This window comes from Mycobacterium sp. SMC-19 (assembly GCF_045310815.1).
Lineage (GTDB): Bacteria > Actinomycetota > Actinomycetes > Mycobacteriales > Mycobacteriaceae > Mycobacterium.
Map to the genome: position 1 here is coordinate 48,461 of NZ_JBJIAM010000012.1, position 17,822 is coordinate 66,282.

The 17,822-nt window shown below is 63.9% G+C and carries 13 protein-coding genes; 9 read left to right on the forward strand and 4 right to left on the reverse strand.

Going from position 1 to position 17,822, the window contains the following annotated elements:
• Positions 1 to 76 precede the first annotated feature (76 nt).
• From pgi to ACJH5R_RS20665, 3 genes are all read right to left on the reverse strand, one after another.
• On the reverse strand, positions 77 to 1,678 hold the full coding sequence (gene pgi / locus ACJH5R_RS20655) for a glucose-6-phosphate isomerase (RefSeq protein ID WP_406782758.1): 1,602 nt from the start codon (positions 1,676 to 1,678) through the stop codon (positions 77 to 79).
• A complete protein-coding gene (gene gnd, locus ACJH5R_RS20660; RefSeq protein ID WP_406782759.1) occupies positions 1,675 to 2,694 on the reverse strand; it encodes a phosphogluconate dehydrogenase (NAD(+)-dependent, decarboxylating) in 1,020 nt (339 codons plus the stop codon). Before gnd ends, pgi begins: the two co-directional genes overlap by 4 nt.
• A 301-nt stretch (positions 2,695 to 2,995) precedes the next feature.
• The gene (locus ACJH5R_RS20665) at positions 2,996 to 3,352 is read right to left on the reverse strand and encodes a hypothetical protein (RefSeq protein WP_406782760.1); all 357 of its coding nucleotides are present in this window, start codon (positions 3,350 to 3,352) and stop codon (positions 2,996 to 2,998) included.
• A 209-nt stretch (positions 3,353 to 3,561) separates the two neighbouring features.
• Between ACJH5R_RS20665 and ACJH5R_RS20670 the strand changes: the two genes are divergently transcribed.
• The 9 genes from ACJH5R_RS20670 (at position 3,562) to ACJH5R_RS20710 (ending at position 15,852) form a co-directional block, all read left to right on the forward strand.
• Positions 3,562 to 4,572: an AraC family transcriptional regulator gene (locus ACJH5R_RS20670; RefSeq protein WP_406782761.1), complete on the forward strand. Its 1,011-nt coding sequence runs from the start codon at positions 3,562 to 3,564 to the stop codon at positions 4,570 to 4,572.
• An 87-nt stretch (positions 4,573 to 4,659) separates the two neighbouring features.
• Positions 4,660 to 6,207, forward strand: coding sequence for an acyl-CoA carboxylase subunit beta (locus ACJH5R_RS20675; protein ID WP_406782762.1), 1,548 nt, complete (start codon positions 4,660 to 4,662; stop codon positions 6,205 to 6,207).
• Between the two features lie 134 nt (positions 6,208 to 6,341).
• Entirely contained in the window at positions 6,342 to 7,472 is a 1,131-nt protein-coding gene (locus ACJH5R_RS20680) for a TIGR03617 family F420-dependent LLM class oxidoreductase (RefSeq protein ID WP_406782763.1), read from the forward strand.
• An 86-nt stretch (positions 7,473 to 7,558) separates the two neighbouring features.
• Complete coding sequence (locus ACJH5R_RS20685) at positions 7,559 to 8,554, forward strand: phosphotransferase family protein (RefSeq protein WP_406782814.1); 996 nt, start codon at positions 7,559 to 7,561, stop codon at positions 8,552 to 8,554.
• Positions 8,551 to 9,738 (forward strand): acyl-CoA dehydrogenase family protein, encoded by a 1,188-nt coding sequence (locus ACJH5R_RS20690; protein WP_406782764.1) that lies wholly within the window; start codon positions 8,551 to 8,553, stop codon positions 9,736 to 9,738. The genes ACJH5R_RS20685 and ACJH5R_RS20690 overlap by 4 nt, the downstream gene beginning before the upstream one ends.
• Positions 9,735 to 10,868 carry a CaiB/BaiF CoA transferase family protein gene (locus tag ACJH5R_RS20695; protein WP_406782765.1) on the forward strand — a complete coding sequence of 378 codons (1,134 nt, stop codon included), beginning with the start codon at positions 9,735 to 9,737 and terminating at the stop codon, positions 10,866 to 10,868. The genes ACJH5R_RS20690 and ACJH5R_RS20695 overlap by 4 nt, the downstream gene beginning before the upstream one ends.
• A gap of 54 nt (positions 10,869 to 10,922) precedes the next feature.
• Positions 10,923 to 12,143, forward strand: coding sequence for an acetyl-CoA C-acetyltransferase (locus ACJH5R_RS20700; protein WP_406782766.1), 1,221 nt, complete (start codon positions 10,923 to 10,925; stop codon positions 12,141 to 12,143).
• Between the two features lie 48 nt (positions 12,144 to 12,191).
• Positions 12,192 to 14,279: an enoyl-CoA hydratase-related protein gene (locus ACJH5R_RS20705; protein WP_406782767.1), complete on the forward strand. Its 2,088-nt coding sequence runs from the start codon at positions 12,192 to 12,194 to the stop codon at positions 14,277 to 14,279.
• A gap of 34 nt (positions 14,280 to 14,313) precedes the next feature.
• Positions 14,314 to 15,852: a long-chain-fatty-acid--CoA ligase gene (locus ACJH5R_RS20710; RefSeq protein WP_406782768.1), complete on the forward strand. Its 1,539-nt coding sequence runs from the start codon at positions 14,314 to 14,316 to the stop codon at positions 15,850 to 15,852.
• A 57-nt stretch (positions 15,853 to 15,909) separates the two neighbouring features.
• Here the strand turns inward: ACJH5R_RS20710 and ACJH5R_RS20715 are convergent, their stop codons facing one another.
• Positions 15,910 to 17,427 carry an aldehyde dehydrogenase family protein gene (locus tag ACJH5R_RS20715; protein ID WP_406782769.1) on the reverse strand — a complete coding sequence of 506 codons (1,518 nt, stop codon included), beginning with the start codon at positions 17,425 to 17,427 and terminating at the stop codon, positions 15,910 to 15,912.
• Positions 17,428 to 17,822: the final 395 nt, after the last annotated feature.

Here is a 17,822-nt window from a genome sequence, read left to right on the forward strand (position 1 = left end):
CTTCGAGGAATTCGCCGCTTGCCTGTATCGAATTGCGGCGACAGCGGGAAGCCTGCATGCCCACCTACCTTCCACGTCAGGCCATCCGGCCCCGCGCGGATTGGTAGCGGGAAATCAGCGCGTTAGTCGAACTATCGTGAGCGAGTTCGTGTTCCGTTCCGAGTTCGTCGACGATCCTCGCCGCGAGTTCCTTGCCGAGTTCTACACCCCACTGATCGAAGGAGTTGATGCCCCAGACCCATCCTTGGGTAAACACTTTGTGCTCGTACAGCGCAATCAGCTGACCGAGTGAATATGGCGTAAGCCTCGGGAGCAGAATCGTGTTGCTGGGCCGATTCCCGAGAAACTTGCGATGCGCCGGCTGCCTCGGCCCATCGGCGGCTGCTGGTCGGCCAAAGGCCAGCGCTTCAGATTGAGCGAATAGATTCGCCATCAGCATGTCGTGATGGCCAGCCAAGTCGTGGGCGGGCTCGAGGACGCCGATGAAATCGCAGGGTATGAGCAGCGTGCCCTGGTGCAGCAGTTGAAAGAAGGCATGCTGACCGTTGGTGCCAGGTTCGCCCCAGATGACCGGTGCGGTGTCTACCGTGCAGTCGGCCCCGTCGCGCCCGACTGCTTTTCCGTTACTCTCCATTTCTAACTGCTGTAGGTAAGCGGGGAACCTTGAGAGTCGCTGGTCGTAGGGCAGTACGGCATGGGTTTGGGTATCGCAGAAGTTGCGGTACCAGATGCCGAGCAGCCCGAGCAGGACTGGAATGTTGTTGCGCAGTGGGGTTGTGCGAAAGTGCTGGTCCATCGAATGCGCGCCAGCGAGCAGCTCCCGGAACCGTTCGGGTCCGATCGCACACATCAGCGATAATCCGATCGCGGAGGGCAGTGAGTAGCGTCCGCCCACCCAGTCCCAGAACTCGAACATGTTCTCCAGAGCGATTCCGAAATCGGCGACCGCGCTCGCGTTGGTGGATACGGCCACGAAATGCCGTGCGATCGCGTCGGCCTCGTCAACGGATGCCAGCAACCAGTCACGCGCGGTGCGCGCGTTGGTCAAGGTTTCGGCTGTCGTAAAGGTTTTGGACGAGACCACAAATAGCGTGGTTTCCGGATCCAGATCGCCCAGTATGCGAGTGAGGTGGTGCCCGTCCACATTCGATACGAATCGCACGTCGAATGCAGCGAACTCCCGCAATGCATGATCCGCCATCGCCGGACCCAGATCAGAGCCCCCTATACCGATGTTAACCACCGCTCGGATCGGCTTCCCAGTCGCCCCACGCCAGTTGGCAGATCGGACTTGAGTGGCGAACTCGCTCATCTGCTCCAGCACACCTTGAACTGCTGGCACGATGTCCTTCGCGTTGAGCTCGATGACCTTCCCCGCCGGTGCGCGCAACGCCGTATGCAGCGCCGGTCGGTGTTCGCTGGTATTGATGTTTTGCCCGCGGAACATGGCCTCAATACCTGCACCAAGCCCGCGTTCGTTCGCGAGTTCAACAAGGAGCTCCATCGTGCGTACGGTCACCAGATTCTTGGAGTAATCAAGTACGAGGCCGTCGTGTTCGACCGTCATCGCGGGCCCTCGGCCGGGGGAAGCGACGAACAGGTCAGCAATCCTGTTGGCGCGCAACTCATGACGGTGGCGCTGCAATTGGATCCATGCGGGAAGGCCTTGAATGTTCATGCCATGGGCCCTTTCTCGATGTGGCCACCGAACGCATTGCGCATCGCCGACAGCGCCTTGTCGGCGTAGTTTGCTTCGCCACGTGAGGCGAACCGCTCATACAGGGCCGCCGTAAGGACGTGCGCCGGGACACCTTCGTCTACAGCGGCCTGCACCGTCCACCGACCTTCACCGGAATCGGCTACGCGGCCAGAAAATCCATTGAGATCGGGATCGGCATGCAGGGCAGCAGCCGTCAGATCCACGAGCCACGAGGTGACCACACTTCCGCGACGCCAGACCTCAACGACTTCGGCGACGTCGAAGTCGTAGGTGTAGAACGACGCGTCGACTAGTGGAGCGGTCTCGGCGTCCACAGATCGAGCCGTAGCACCGATATCGGCGTTCCGCAGGATCGCCATCCCCTCGGCCAGCGCGGCCATCTGACCGTACTCGACCCCGTTATGCACCATCTTCACAAAATGACCCGCCCCGGCCCCGCCACAATGCAGATAGCCCTGTTCTGCAGGAGTTATCGGCCCGTCGCGACCAGGTGTTCGCGTAGCAGCGCCCAGTCCGGGGGCCAGCGCCCGGAAGATCGGATCGAGCCGTTCGACGACCGCGGTATCACCGCCTATCATCAGGCAGAACCCACGCTCAGCACCGTACACGCCACCGCTGGTCCCGACATCGACGTAGTGGATTCCGCGCGCCGCCAGCGCACGGGAACGGGCGACATCGTCACGGTAGAACGAATTTCCGCCGTCGATGATCACATCGTCGGGGTCAAGCAGGTCTCCGACCCCCGTGACGGCCGCTTTGGTCAGAGCGGCCGGCACCATGATCCACACGACGCGCGGCCGGCCCAGCGAAGCAACCAAGTCAGCTAGCGATCCGACACCAACCACACCCCGGTCACGGATCCGGTCCACCGCATCGGTATCCGGGTCGTAGACCACACAGGAATGTCCCGCGCGCTGCAACCTGCACACCAACCCGGAACCCATCCGGCCCACACCAACCATTCCCACTTGCATCTGAATCCCTTTACTGTGCTGCGCTATTCGTCAGGTTTACGGGTGGAATCGGCGGGTTTCCAGGAGCGCGACAACCTCGGCGATCAGCGCACCAAGACTTCCGGAACTGAGCGACACCGCGACTCTGCAGCTTGTCGGCCACTTCACTCTGTCGATCCCTATTGCATCGAGTCCGTCGAACACGCTGCGCGCCTGCACGTAAGTTGGCGGTCACCCGATCCCCCCCGCACTACGCCGTGATCGACGATTGCAGCCAGAGTGGGCTCCGGGACCGTGGTCCCCCGTCCCGGGCGCCACCAGATTAACGACGTAGCGCGTGACCGCCCAAAGACAGCGAAATCGCCTCCTTGCCCTCCGCCTGAGCCGACAACATGCCACAAAATAACCGCGACCACGCGCTCGATGGCACGTTCGTCGGCAATTCGTCCATTGCACGAGCAAATTTGACCAGCGCGCGCTCGATAGCGCGTTCGCCGGCAATCGTGGCAAGCGCCTTATCGTTCGGCATTCGAATCACTTTCTGTGGAGAGGAGCGGGTCTTCGCACTACATAGCGCAAACCGCATCGTGGCGCGCAACGCCGATACCGTCGGGGCGGCCGTGAGTTCGCGAGTGGCCCCAACCAGTTCCGTGGCCGCGCACACCCCTTCGTCTGACATTGTTGGTGACCTTTCGAACTTAAGATGAAAGATGAGAGGCGGAACGGCGATGGGCTACGGCGAGCATCGGAACTCGCGGTCCGGGCTCGCTCTCGGAGAACTCACGGCCGCCGGTCATTCCGTCGCGTGGCCGGCGGGTGTGCCGAGTCTGGCAGACAACGGTCCCGGGGTTCTTGACACTTGGTGCCGAGTTTTTTACTTTTCAACACATGGGGGATCTGATCAGTGCCGCATCACTGAGCCACCTCCCCGAGTTGCTCAGCGAAATCGGTTGCGACCCAACCGAACTACTCGGCGATGTCGGCATCGATATGGACATGATCGGCGCCCACGATCGCTACATACCGTTCAGCGCGTTGTCGACGGTGCTCGGAACGGTCGCGCACAAGTTCGAGATACCCGATGTCGCACTGCGTCTGGCCGCCAGGCAACACCCCGACATCCTCGGGCCGGTTGCCATCGTGGCGCGCAACGCCGATACCGTCGGGGCGGCCCTGCAATCGGTCGCCGAGTACTCGCACGTCTACAGCCCGGCGATCGCCACCGCGCTGCACCTCGACGACGACTTCGCGGCGTTCGAGTTCCGTACCCTGCTGCGTCGCCTGCCGTTTCGTGACCACGTCGTCGAACTCGCATTGGGGTTCATGCACGGGTTGTTCACGATGCTCGCGGGCCCGGAATTTCGTCCCCTCCGTGTCACCTTCGAGCACCCGCGCATCTCCGAGCGCGAGGTCTACGTGCGCAACTTTGCGTGCCCGGTCGACTTCGAGGCGCCGCGTAACAGCATGATTTTTCCGCGTGCGCTGCTGGACCGCAAGATCACCCAGGTCGATACGCTCGCCTACGACCTCGCGGTGCGCTTTATGGCCGGCGCCGACCGGGACACCGCATTCCTAGATGTCGTCGCCGACACCGTCAAACGCGCACTGCCGGCAGGAGCGGCGAGCCTCAAGCGGGTCGCGGCCCTGCTGATCATGCACCCGAGGACGGTGCAGCGGCGGCTTGCTGAGTCCGGAACCACTTTCGACGAACTTCTCGACCAGGTGCGGCGTGACATCGCTGAGGGTCTGCTCGCCAACCCCAACGTCCCGCTGTCGACGGTTGCACGGCAACTCGGCTACTCCGAACAGAGTTCGCTGACCAGGAGTTGCCGACGTTGGTTCGATACGACACCGCGGGGACGTCGCCGCGAATTGTCGCATCGTTATGGATCTGGCTGAGGCCGAGACTGCTGCGGGTTCGCTGTCCGCCGGCCGGCGGTATGTTGTAAGAACGACGGTATGTATCTGGCGGGTAGGGGCACCGGCTTGAGCGCGGCAGGTCGACTGCACCACGAGGCGGCGCTGTCCCAGGGCCAGGATGGTGCACGCACCGAGGCGGTCGCACGCCAGCACTCGCTGGGCAAGAGGACCGCCAGGGAGCGGATCGCGCTCCTCGCCGATGATGGAACGTTCATCGAAATCGGTGCGCTCGCCACGCCCGAGACCCCTGTGGGGACGGCACCTCTGCATGCGGACGCGTTGGTCACCGGCCTGGCTGAGATCGACGGCCGTGCTGCTGTGGTGGTCTCCAGCGACTTCACGGTAGCGGGTGGCAGCAACGGTGATCTCGGCAACGAGAAGCTGCGACGGTGCTGGGAGCTTGCGGCCACGCGTGGCATCCCGGTCGTCATGATCTTCGACGGGGGCGGCCACCGCATCCAGGAGGGGCTCGATGCCCGCCGCTTCGCCTTCGGCTTCGACTTTCAACAGATGCTGACCCGGCTGTCGGGCTGGGTTCCGCTGGTGAGCGCCGTGATGGGACCGGCGTTCGGCCAGCCCACGCTCACTGCCGGGCTGTGCGACTTTGTGGTCGCCGTGCGGGGCATGGCCTCGATCGGGATGGCGCCGCCGCGGATCGTGCGCGGAGCGACCGGCGAGGATGTGGACACCGATGAAATCTACAGCTCCGATGCCCAGGAGTCGTTCGGCGTGATCGACCTCGCGGTCGATGATGAGGTCGAGGCGATGGACGCGATCCGCGGCTACCTGTCACTGCTGCCGCAGAACGCTGAGTGTGGGCCGGTCAACGCGCCCGGATCGCCCCCGCCGACGAGTCTGGCCGGCCGGATCGACGACCTGGTTCCGGCAGACCTGCGTCGCGGCTACGACATGCGCGAGGTCGTCGAGGCGCTGGTCGATGAGAACTCGATGGTAGAGCTGAAGGCGGGCTTCGGGCGCAACATGCTCAGCGTGCTCGCCGCCATCGACGGCCGGTCCGTGGGGATTATCGCGAACCAGCCGCTGCATCGAGCCGGGATGCTGGACGCCGATGCGGCCGACAAGGCGGCGCACCTGGTGTCGCTGTGCGAGGCTTTCGCGCTTCCCGTGCTGGTGATGATGGATCTGCCTGGTCTCGCGGTGGGCGCGGATGCGGAGCGAAACGGTCTGGCGCGCAGCGCCGCCCGACTGACCCTGGAATTGGCCTCCGCCACGGTTCCCACCGTGACGATCTTGGTCCGCAAGGGCTACGGGGGCGGCTATATCGTCATGTCCGGCGGGCGCACCTTCCACCCGGAGCTGGTCATCGCCTGGCCTCATGCCGAGTCGGGGGTGATGCCCGTCGACGCCGCGGTCGAGTTGGTCTTCCGACGTGAGATCGCCGCTGCCGACGATTCCGAGGCGGCCAAGCAGCGCCTGGTCTCGACCCATCGCGCCAACCTGGGTGCGGTGCGGGCCGCCGAGGGATTCGCGGTGGACGCCATTGTGCGGCCCAGCCAGACACGGGAGATGCTCGCGGCGACGCTGCGGACCCTGCCCCGGCGCCGCTTGATGCAGACGCTGACGCCGCGTCACCGCCCCGTATCACCGCTCTGACAGGCCTCGGCCGGTGCGGCACATGGACCCACCGGCGAGCGATTCGGTGAACTCATTAGCCAGATTCGGCCCTGTTTCGGCAACCTGGGCCAAGCGTACGTTCGGTGTGCATTCAATCGAGGTGAGGAGAGTCAGTGAGGCTGGAGACGTTGCTGCCGCTGGGCAAGGTCGATCCGGGATTGCGCACGCCGGCAACGCCGCTGGACATCTGGACCGTCGCCGAGAACGCGAAACTGCTCGAAGAGTTGGACTACGGCGGCCTGGTGGTCGAAGAGACGAAAGACGATCCGTTCACCGTGTTGACGCTGGCGGCCGAACACACCGAACGTCTCCGCCTCACCACGGGTGTCACCATCGCGTTTCCGCGCAGCCCGACGGTCATGGCGCTCAATGCGTGGACGCTGCAGAAGTTCTCCCGAGGCCGCTTCACCCTCGGGCTTGGTACTCAGGTGCGCGGGCACATCCAGCGTCGGTACGGCATGGCCTGGCATCCGCCGGCGCCGTGGATGCGCGAATATGTCCAGGCCGTCCGGGCCGTCTGGGCGTGCTGGCAGAGCGGGCTGCCGCTGAAATTCTCAGGTCAGCACTACGACCTGTCGCTGATGGTGCCGTTGTTCGACGCCGGACCGATCGAGCACCCGAACATTCCGATCCACCTGGCGTCGGTGAACAAGGCGATGTGCGCCGTTGCGGGCGAGGTCGCCGACGGCATTCGCCCGCACCCTGTGTGCACACCGTCCTATATCGACAAGGTCATGCTGCCGGCGGTCCGACGTGGTGCCAAGCGGTCCGGCCGTGCGTTGGACGATTTCCGAGTGTGCATGAAGCCACTCGTGGCCTCCGCTCGAACCGAGTCGGAACTCGTCGACAAGGTGCGCGACGCCAGGGCGCGCATCGCGTTCTACGCCTCGACTCCCGGATATGCCGCGGCCTTCGAACATGTCGGGCTTTCCGAATTGGCGACGACAGCGCAGGTCCTTTCGAAGGCACAGCGATGGGAGGAACTCCCCGAGCTCATCGACGATGAGGTTCTTGACATGTTCGTCGTTGTCGGAACTTACGACAACATCGGACAGCGGATCCTCGACCGATATTCCGCCATTGTGACCGATATCGAATTCTCAATCGCTGTCCGTGACGATGAGGACCGCCAAGCGTTGGCGGCGATGGTCCGCATCATTCAGGCTCACGACGATACCCCCGCTCGGGCCGCCATTGCCGCCGAGGGGTCGGCAATGACGACCAGCTGCCCGGTGGAGACGTAGCTGTGACTTCGGTCAGTCGGGACGCGGCCAGCACGCCGCCTGCGAACACTCTTGAACCACTGGAGATCACCGCCGTAGCGGCTTGGATGTCGGAGCGTGGGTTAGGCGACGGAGCGATTACCGAAGTCGCTGCGCTGGGTGGTGGGACCCAGAACGTGATGGTGACATTCAACCGTGCCGGCCGCACCTATGTGTTACGCCGTGGCCCGCGTCATCTGCGGCCGTTCAGCAATTCGGCAATACTGCGGGAGACGCGAATCCTGAAGGCGCTAGCGGATACCGACGTTCCCCACCCGCGGCTGATCGACGTCTGCGCGGACACTGACACGCTGAGCGGCGCAGTCTTCTACCTGATGGAGCCCGTCGACGGGTTCAACGCCAGCGTCGAACTGCCTGCCCTACATGCGAACGATCCCGAGATTCGGCGGAAGATGGCATTCAACATTGTCGACGTGCTCGCCGAGCTGGGGGAGATCGACTACCGTGCCGTCGGTTTGGAGGACTACGGAAAGCCGGATGGGTTTCTCGAGCGGCAGGTGCCCCGGTGGATTGCCGAATTGGACTCCTATAACAAATTTGAGGGATACCGTGGAGCCGGGATACCGAACGTCGTACAGGTCGCCGACTGGTTGGAATGTCATCGACCCGAACGCTGGTCAGCGGGAATCCTGCACGGAGACTTCCATTCTGCGAATGTGATGTTCGATCGATGTTCCGCCGACATCGTGGCGGTCGTCGACTGGGAGATGTGCACCATCGGCGATCCGTTGCTTGATCTCGGCTGGCTGCTGGCCACCTGGCAATTGCCGCAGGCCACCAGTGTGTTCGGCGGGGCGTTCATGGCGTCGTCGCTGCCGTCTGCCGATGAACTGGTCGCGCAATACGCCCGGCGTAGCAGCCGCGATGTTACGACCGTGACCTGGTACACGGTCCTGGCCTGCTTCAAGCTCGGCATCGTCCTGGAGGGCACATACGCCCGCGCGCAAGCCGGATTGGCTCCCCGGCGAACCGGGGACGAACTTCACTCCACGACCCTGCAGCTTTTTGAGCGTGCCGACGCACTGATGAACGGAGAACAATGATCGACTTCACCATCACTCCAGAACTGGCCCGGTTGCGAGACGAGATCCGTGCCTTCGTCGTAGAGGAAATCGTCCCGTACGAGACCGACCCCCGGCTCACCCAGCATGGCCCCAACGAAGAGTTGCGGTCCGAACTTGTTGCGTTAGCGCGCAATCGAGGTCTGCTGACCTTCCAGGCGCAGCGCAGGTTTGGCGGCCGCGAGCCGTCGCACCGTGAGCAGGCGGTGCTGTACGAGGCGGCGGGTTGGTCTACCCTCGGTCCGGTGGCGCTCAACTGCGCCGCACCCGACGAGGGCAACATGTATCTGCTGTCCAAGATCGCCAATGACGAGCAGGTCGAGCAGTACCTCAAGCCGGTCATCGATGGTCGGCAGCGTTCGGTGTTCGCGATGACCGAACCGGAAGGCGCCGGGTCGGATCCCCGTCAACTGACCACCACAGCGGTGTTCGACGGTAAGACCTACACCATTAGTGGGCGCAAATGGCTGATCACCGGCGCCTCCGGAGCCCGGACCTGGATCATCATGGCCGACGTTGAGGAGAACTCGTTCGGTCCCGGTGGGCCCACCCTGTTCCTGTGCGACGGTGAGACCCCAGGGATCGTGATCGAGCGGGTGATGTCCACGATGGATCGCAACTATGTCGAAGGACACGGTGTGGTGCGATTTGACGACCTTCGGCTGCCCAAGTCGGCGCTGTTGGGCGAAGCTGGAAACGCGCTGCGCTACGCGCAGCTTCGGCTGGCACCGGCGCGGCTGACTCACTGCATGCGGTGGCTCGGTGCCGCCGAGCGGGCGCAGTCAATAGCTATCGGGCATGCGCTGACCCGGACCGCGTTCGGCAAGCCCATCGGGGAACACCAGGGCGTTTCGTTCATGCTTGCCGACAACGAGATTGCACTTCAGCAGTGCCGGTTGATGATCTGGTGGGCATGCTGGCAGCTGGACCAAGGCGCCAAGGGCCGCCACGAAAGCTCGATGGCGAAAGCCTCGGTGTCCGAGGAACTGTACCGAGTGGCCGACCGCTGCGTGCAGGTTCTTGGCGGCATCGGTATCTCCGACGAAACCGTGATCGGCATGATCTTCCGCGACATGCGTGCCTTCCGCCTCTACGACGGTCCGACTGAGGTCCACAAGCACGCGATCGCACGTGATGTCTTGCGGCGACACAGCGAGTTAGCGTGACGGGCGGGGCGCTCGTCGGTCTGAAAGTCGTCGAACTCGCGGGCATCGGGCCCGCCCCGTTCGCGGCCATGCTGCTCGGGGACCTCGGCGCTGACGTCATTCGGGTCGACCGCAAAGGCGGGCACGCCGGAAATCCGGTGCCCCCGCATCAGGATCTGCTCAACCGCAACCGGAGGTCGATCGAGCTTGACCTGAAGGACGCGGACGATATCGACGTCGCAAGACAACTGATCGGTCAAGCCGACGTCCTCATCGAGGGGTACCGGCCTAGCGTCACCGAACGACTGGGGCTGGGGCCTGATGCATGTCACGGCATCAATCCCCGATTGGTGTATGCGCGGATGACCGGGTGGGGGCAGACGGGGCCGTTGGCGCAGCATGCCGGTCACGACATCAACTACATTTCGCGAATCGGCGTACTCGACGCGATCGGTCCTCGCAACGGCCCACCGGCAATACCGCTGAATATCATCGGGGACTTCGGTGGCGGCGGCATGCTACTGGCCTACGGTATTCTCGCGGCGCTGCATCACGCCTCCAGAACGGGGGAGGGGCAGGTCGTCGATGCGGCGATGACCGAGGGCGCCGCACTGCTCACCACCATGCTGCACACCTGGCGCAGCGCGAACCTCTGGGGTGACCAGCGTGGGACGAACATGCTCGATGGTGGCGCACACTTCTACAACGTGTACCGCACCGCGGACGACCGATACTTGAGCGTGGGCGCTATCGAACCCAAGTTCTACCGAGACTTTCTGCAGGGATTGGGTGTGCCCTTCGAGGGGGAGTGGCAGGAAAGTCACGGCGACTCGGCACTGTGGGCCGCAATGACTGAACGGGTGGTCGCCATCATCCGCGGTCGACCACTCGCCGAATGGATCGAGGTCTTTGCCGGCAGTGATGCCTGTGTGTCTCCGGTGTTGACCGTGGACGAAGCGATGACCGACCCGCACAACGTAGCGCGGAGAACCTTCATTTCCGTCGGCGGCATCCAGCAACCCGCACCGGCGCCGAAATTCGATACAACGCCCGCGCCCGTGCCGCGACCATGGCCGGTTCCGGGCGAGCATTCCGACGAGATACGCGGCGCGCTGGCCCAATCCGGCAACTGGCCCGCGATAGCGAGTTGACCAGCTCATTCGTTCCAGCTCAAGAGAATATCCAATCCTGACGGAGGACTAATCGTGGCCGACGGGCGACACACCGCCTACATCTTCGACGCTATCCGCACCCCGCGCGGAAAGGGCCGTGCGAGCGGATCCCTGCATGCGGTGAAACCGATCTCGCTGGTGGTGGGATTGATCAAGGCGATGCGGAGCCGCAATCCCGGACTCGACCCCGCGATCATCGACGACATCGTTTTGGGTATCGTCTCCCCGCTCGGCGAGCAGGGGTCGGTGCTGCCGCGTATTGCTGCCCTCGTGGCCGGCCTACCCGACACCGTTGCCGGCCTCCAGATCAATAGGTTCTGCGGATCGGGTTTGGAGGCCGTGAACATCGCCGCGCAGAAGGTGAGTTCGGGCTGGGATTCCTTGATCCTCGCCGGTGGGGTGGAATCAATGTCACGGGTGACGATGGGGTCCGACGGCGGTGCGTGGTTCGAGGACCCGGCCACCAGCATGGCGACCGGCTATGTGCCCCAGGGCATCAGTGCCGATTTGATCGCCACGCTCGAGGGATTCACCCGCGAGGATGTCGATGCGTACGCGGTTCGTTCTCAGCAGCGCGCGGCGAGGGCGTGGGAGGGTGGGTATTTCGCGAAATCCGTGGTGCCGGTGGTTGATGACTTTGGGTTTGTGTTGCTGGATCACGATGAGCACATGCGCCCAGGGGCCACTGTCGAGGCGTTGGGCCAGCTGACGCCCGCGTTTGAGAAAATCGGCGCGGAAGGTTTCGACGCGGTCGCGCTCAACCGCTACCACTGGATCGATCGGATCAACCATGTGCACCACGCGGGAAACTCGTCGGGCATCGTCGACGGAGCGTCGTTGGTGTTGGTTGGCAGTAGGGAAGCGGGCGAACGTTGCGGCCTGACGCCGCGGGCACGTGTCGTTGCCACCGCGACCTCCGGTGCTGATTCGACGATCATGCTCACCGGCCCGATTCCGGCGACCCGCAAGCTGCTTGCCGCTGCCGGGCTCGGCGTAGCCGACATCGATGTTTTCGAGGTCAACGAGGCTTTCGCTGCAGTGGTCCTGAAGTACGTCAAAGAGCTCGGCCTCGATGAGGACCATGTGAATGTCAACGGCGGAGCAATCGCGATGGGACATCCACTCGGTGCCACCGGCGCGATGTTGGTCGGCACCGTCGTCGACGAGCTTGAACGCCGTGACGGCCGTCTGGCGGTCGTCACCTTGTGCATCGGCGCCGGGATGGGTGTCGCAACATTGATCGAACGCCTTTGAGCGCCACCTCAACCCACTGATCCAGCATCCGATACCAACGGAGACGCCATGAGCACCACCGACCACCCGATGTTCTCCTGGCAGTGTGACCACGACGGCGTCGTCGTGCTCATCATGGACGACGCGGACAGCGCGGCCAACACCGTCAATTCGCGTTTCCAGAAGGACTTCCCAGTGGTTCTCGACCGCTTGGAAGCTCAACGCGAATCGATATCAGGTGTGGTGCTCACCTCCGCCAAGTCGACCTTCTTCGCCGGGGCAGACCTGAGCCAGTTCGCCACGATGGGACCTGATGCTATTGCCGGGGCGGCGCAGATGTTGGACACCCTCAAGGCAAATTTGCGTAGATTGGAGCTGCTTGGGCGGCCGGTGGTTGCCGCCATCAACGGGGCGGTGCTGGGGGGTGGGTGCGAGCTGAGCTTGGCGTGCCATCACCGGATCGTCGTCGACGATCCCGGCGCCCTCGTCGGTCTACCCGAGGCCACGTTGGGTGTGCTACCGGGAGCCGGGGGAACGGTGCGCACAGTCCGGATGTTCGGGGTGCGGTATGCGCTCGATGAGATCCTGTTGCCTGCCACGCGCTTCGGACCACGGCAGGCGTTGACGGTGGGCCTCGTCGACCAGGTCGTGGACTCGCCGGAGCAGCTGCTCGCGGCTGCGAAACGGTGGATCGCTGCCTCCCCGGATCCGATGCAGCCGTGGGACAGGCCAGGCTATGAGCTGCCCGGCGGCGTTCCCGGTGACCCGTCCATGGCGCCGGATTTGATGCTGCTTCCAGCACGGTTGCTCCGGAAGAGCCGGGGTGCCCCCGCTTCGTCGGCGGCGGCGATTCTGGCTACGGTAGTGGAGGGCGCGCGGCTCGACTTCGACAGTGCTCAGGTGCTCGAATCCCGGCAATGCGCTGCGCTGATTGCTGGCAGTGTATCGACGAACATCATCGCATCGACGTTCTTCGAACCTCGCCAGGTGCGCCGGTCGAGACGCCGTCCCGCAGGCCAACAGGTGTTCCGGGCACGATCGGTGTTGGTGGTCGGTGCCGGTCCCGTTGCGATTGACGTCGCACAAGCCTGTGCTGCTGCCGGAATCGACACCACGATCACCGACGCGCATACCACTGACGCTGAGGCGGCTGCCGCCGCCGTGTCTGCGCAACTGAAAGCCGATGCCGGGCGCGTCAACGCCTGCCGGCTCGATGCCGCCCCGGCGGTGGACGTGATTGTCGAGTCGGTGTTCGGTGATGCCGCTGAAAGGTGCCGCCGGCTCGCCGCCGTCTGTTCCCGGGCCGTACCCGACACGCTGGTGGTATCGAACTCATCGGCCTTGCCGATCTCCAAGCTGGGTGATGCGGTGCCCGATCGAGCGAATCTTGCGGGCATGCACTTCTTCACCCCGGTGGACAAAATGGACCTATTGGAGATCGTGGAGGCAGCAGGCACCTCGGCGGATGCGCTGGAAAGGGCAATCGACTTCGCCAGCCAACTCGGCAAGACATCGGTGGTCGTCAGCGACGTGCCCGGCTTCTACACCACCCGAATCTTGCACGCGTATCTCGATGAGGCCATGGCCATGCTGACCGAGGGGATACCGCCGGCATCCATCGAACGAGCGGCCAGCCGGGCGGGCTTTCCGATCGGACCGCTGGCTTTGGTAGACGAGTTATCGATTCCGGTGCTCGGCCGAATCGATGAGGAGATCATCGGCGATGGTGAACGCAATCCGTCATCGATCGGCGACGTACTGCGGCGGATGAGCGCCGAGTTCGGTCGTGGCGGGCGTGGGGCCGGTGTCGGCTTCTATGACTATCGGAACGGGAAACGGGCCACGCTGTGGACAGGTCTGGTGGATGCCTTCGGCAGCACCGGCGCCATTCTCGATGTAGCCGATCTTGCCGACCGTCTGCTGGTCCGGCTGTCGCTGGAAGCTGTACGCGCCCGAGCCGAAGGAGTGGTGCGCGCCGACACGGAGGCGAATGTGGCTTCGGTACTCGGAATCGCCTTTCCCGCCGCGCTCGGTGGCGCACTGCGGTTCGTTGAGCACTACGAAGGTGGGCGGACGGGATTTTTGGCCAGATGTTCAGAACTTGCCGATGTGCACGGAGACCGCTTCCGGCCAGTGGCCTCGCCGGTCACTGCGTGAGCGAGACCGCGTTCGGATGAGAGCGGAGTAGGGAATGTATTTGACGCAAGGTTTTCATCGATCGGTCCAACAAACCCCGAACGCCCCGATGACCATCTGCGGCACCCGGACTCGGTCGTTCCGGGAGGTTGCCGATCGAGTGGCGCGGCTCGCCGGCGCCTTGAAAGACCAGGGGGTTCAGCCCGGTGATCGGGTGGCGATCTTGGCGCTGAACTCGGACAACTACCTCGAGTCGCTACTTGCCGTGCCTTGGGCGGATGCGGTACTCAACCCGGTCAACACCCGGTGGGGTGTCCAAGAGATCGCATACTCGCTTGCCGACTGTCAGAGCAGCGTGCTGATTGTGGATGACAAGTTCGCACCGATCGTTCCGGCATTGCGCGAAGGCTATCGCGATTTGCGCACGGTGATCTATTGCGGCGACGGTCCGACCCCTGCCGGCATGCTCTGTTACGAAGCGCTCGCTGCCGGGTACCCGGCGGTGCCGGACGTGCGTCGCGGCCACGATGCGCTCGCCGGGTTGTTCTACACGGGTGGCACCACCGGGTTTCCTCGGGGGGTGATGCTCAGCCACGGCAATGTTGTGGCATCAACGCTTGGGGCGGCCGCCTGCGGACTGTTCCGAGCCGGCGGGGTGTATCTGCATGTGGCGCCGATGTTTCACCTGGCCGACTTCATCGGTGGCAGCGTGCAGACGCTTCTTGGCGGTACCCACGTGGTGCTGCCGGCATTCGATGTAGAGGTCGTTCTCGACGTCATCGAACGTCACCGGATCACCGGGATCACGTTGGTACCCGCGATGATCCAGGCCATCGTCGATAACCCGGAGACCAAGGCCCGCGATGTCAGCAGTGTCGAAAGCATCCTGTATGGGGCTTCACCCATCGCCGAGGAACTGCTGGTCCGCGCTGTGGAAACGTTTCCTTCAGCGGGGTTCACCCAGGCGTACGGGATGACCGAACTGGCGGGCCTGGCGACGCTGCTGCTGCCCGGTGATCACCGTGCCGGACGATTCAAGTCGGCTGGACGTCCGTTGCCGCACACCGAAGTACGCGTCATCGACGCCGGGGCAGAGGAAGCCGAGCGCGGCGCAGTGGGTGAAGTCGCGGTGCGCGGCGGGAACGTCATGCAGGGCTACTGGAATTGCCCGGATCAGACCGCGGCGGCCATCGTCGACGGCTGGATGCGCACCGGGGACGTTGGGTACATGGACGCTGGAGGCTACCTCTACGTGGTCGACCGGATGAAGGACATGATCATCACCGGCGGCGAGAATGTGTACTCCATCGAGGTGGAGAACGCTCTCAGTGCGCATCCCGCGGTTCGAGACTGTGCGGTGATCGGGCTACCGGACGATCAATGGGGCGAGCGGGTGCATGCGGTGGTCGTACTGCACGATGGCGCGGGCGTCGCGGCGGACGAGCTTCGAGACCACGTGAAAACGTCGATCGCAGGTTACAAGGCGCCGCGCTCAGTGGAGTTCATCGATGCACTCCCGCGCACCCCGACCGGCAAGGTCCTCAAACGTGAACTACGGGATAGCGCTGTGAAGCGCGGCCAGCGCGACTCCTGAACAACGCCAGCTCATCGGAGCGGATAGGATCGTCGGACAGGCCGCGGCGATGACATCTCAATCGGCATGGCCGAGGAGGATTCCGAACGGCTTGGCGAAGCGGCCGCTGGATAGATCCAGCTGTACGGTCTTGACCTGGGTGTAGTAATCCATAGCATTGGGCCCCAGTTCGCGACCGAGCCCGCTTTGCTTGTAGCCCCCGAAGGGCACCTGGCAATTGATCTGGTGTGCATCGTTGATCCACACGCTGCCGCATTGGACCCGGGCGGCCATACTGAGCGCACGAGCGTTGTCGGTCGACCAGATGCTGGCGGCCAGACCGTAGTCGCTGTCGTTGGCGATCGCCAACGCCTCTTCGTCGTCGTCGTAGGCAATCACCACCAGGACCGGGCCGAACACTTCCTGACGGGCGATCGGCATATCATTACGCACACCGGACAAGATGGTGGGTGCCACCCAGAACCCGCGCTCGAACTGGGGTCCCTCGGGCACACCACCCCCGATTTCGAGAGTGGCGCCGTCATCCTGGGCCCGACGAATATGCTCCAGGCACTGTTCCTGCTGTCTGGCGTCGATCACCGGCCCCATGTCGGTGTCCCAGTCGCGGGTGTCGCCGAGCACCAGGGTGCTTGCCCTCGCCACCAACCGCCGGACGAACTCGTCGTGCATCCGCGCGGGCACTAGAGCCCGCGTTCCGGACACGCACACCTGGCCGGAATAGACAAAGCAACCGAACAGAACCCCGTCGACCGTCATGTCGAGGTCGGCGTCATCGAGGACAATCGAGGGTCCTTTGCCTCCCAACTCCAGGGTGATCTGTTTCACGGTGTCCGACGCCAACCGCATGATCTCGCGGCCGACCTGCGTCGAACCGGTGAAGCCGATCTTGCCAACGTCGGGATGGCTGGCCAGCCGAGCGCCCGCCTCGGTGCCGGTGCCGGGCACGACGTTCAGCACGCCGGACGGAAGACCGTTCGCCTCGGCGATCCTGGCGAACGCGAGGATCGAGAGCGGCGTATGCTCGTCGGGCTTGACGACAACGCTGTTCCCCGAGGCCAGCGCGGGCCCGACCTTCCACAGTGTCAACAGCAGCGGAAAGTTCCACGGGGCGATGGCGCCCACCACGCCGATGGGCTCCCGATGCACCACACTTTGGCTCAGCGCCGGGAAGTCCGACACCGGGGTGGCCTGTTGCCACTCGTAAGATTCGGCGAGGTCGGCGAAGTAACCGAAGTGTGCCAGAGAGTAGCCGATGTGAAAGCCGGTCGCCTGCCGAATGGTCGCGCCGTTAGCCGACATCTCCAACTCCACGAGTTCGTCGGCTGCGTCGTTGGCCGCTTTGGTGATGCGCCGCATGATCGACGCCCGCTCCCGGGGTTCCAGTGCCGACCACACTCCGCTCTCGAAGCTGGCCTTCGCGGCTGCGACCGCGGCGTCGATGTCGCTGGCATCACCTTGGGCGACCGTAGCGACCAGGGACCCATCGCAGGGGTTGATGATGGACATGCGCTGTGCGGAGTCGAGCTCCTTACCGCCGATCCGCATCAGGTGATGCCGGACGTCTACGGCTGTCATGTGCTAACTCCTTGCTGTGAGCGCCGCATGGCGGTGTGCTGTGTTTACATGGCGCACGAATCGGCGGCCGCCGGTACGCGACTCCGATCCAAAATCATGGAATCACTGTTTGACCGAAGGGGTCAGTACCCGTAAGTGAGGTGTTCGTATCCCGGAGGGGAGAGTCGCAGCGCGACATTCTCGCGTCGGACTACCTGGTTGGAACCATGACCGCTGGCCAGCGGTCGCGCTCGCGGACGCGGACGCGTGTAATCGGCTATTCTGCAGGCTATTCCGGGCGCTGATGGCCCTCGCGCCAACTCTCGGGGCGAACGCGTCGGCAGCGGGCAAATTTTTGGTGCCGGGCGCGGGGAGGGCCGCTTGGTCGCATAGAAGACCTCCGTCGAGGCAGACCA

Excerpts from the sequence above, each read along its gene's own strand:
- ACJH5R_RS20715 (WP_406782769.1), bottom strand. The coding sequence starts at position 17,427 with ATGACAGCCGTAGACGTCCGGCATCACCTGATGCGGATCGGCGGTAAG.
- ACJH5R_RS20670 (WP_406782761.1), top strand. The coding sequence starts at position 3,562 with ATGGGGGATCTGATCAGTGCCGCATCACTGAGCCACCTCCCCGAGTTG.
- ACJH5R_RS20685 (WP_406782814.1), top strand. The coding sequence starts at position 7,559 with ATGTCGGAGCGTGGGTTAGGCGACGGAGCGATTACCGAAGTCGCTGCG.
- ACJH5R_RS20690 (WP_406782764.1), top strand. The coding sequence starts at position 8,551 with ATGATCGACTTCACCATCACTCCAGAACTGGCCCGGTTGCGAGACGAG.
- gnd (WP_406782759.1), bottom strand. The coding sequence starts at position 2,694 with ATGCAAGTGGGAATGGTTGGTGTGGGCCGGATGGGTTCCGGGTTGGTG.
- ACJH5R_RS20665 (WP_406782760.1), bottom strand. The coding sequence starts at position 3,352 with ATGTCAGACGAAGGGGTGTGCGCGGCCACGGAACTGGTTGGGGCCACT.
- pgi (WP_406782758.1), bottom strand. The coding sequence starts at position 1,678 with ATGAACATTCAAGGCCTTCCCGCATGGATCCAATTGCAGCGCCACCGT.
- ACJH5R_RS20705 (WP_406782767.1), top strand. The coding sequence starts at position 12,192 with ATGAGCACCACCGACCACCCGATGTTCTCCTGGCAGTGTGACCACGAC.
- ACJH5R_RS20710 (WP_406782768.1), top strand. The coding sequence starts at position 14,314 with ATGTATTTGACGCAAGGTTTTCATCGATCGGTCCAACAAACCCCGAAC.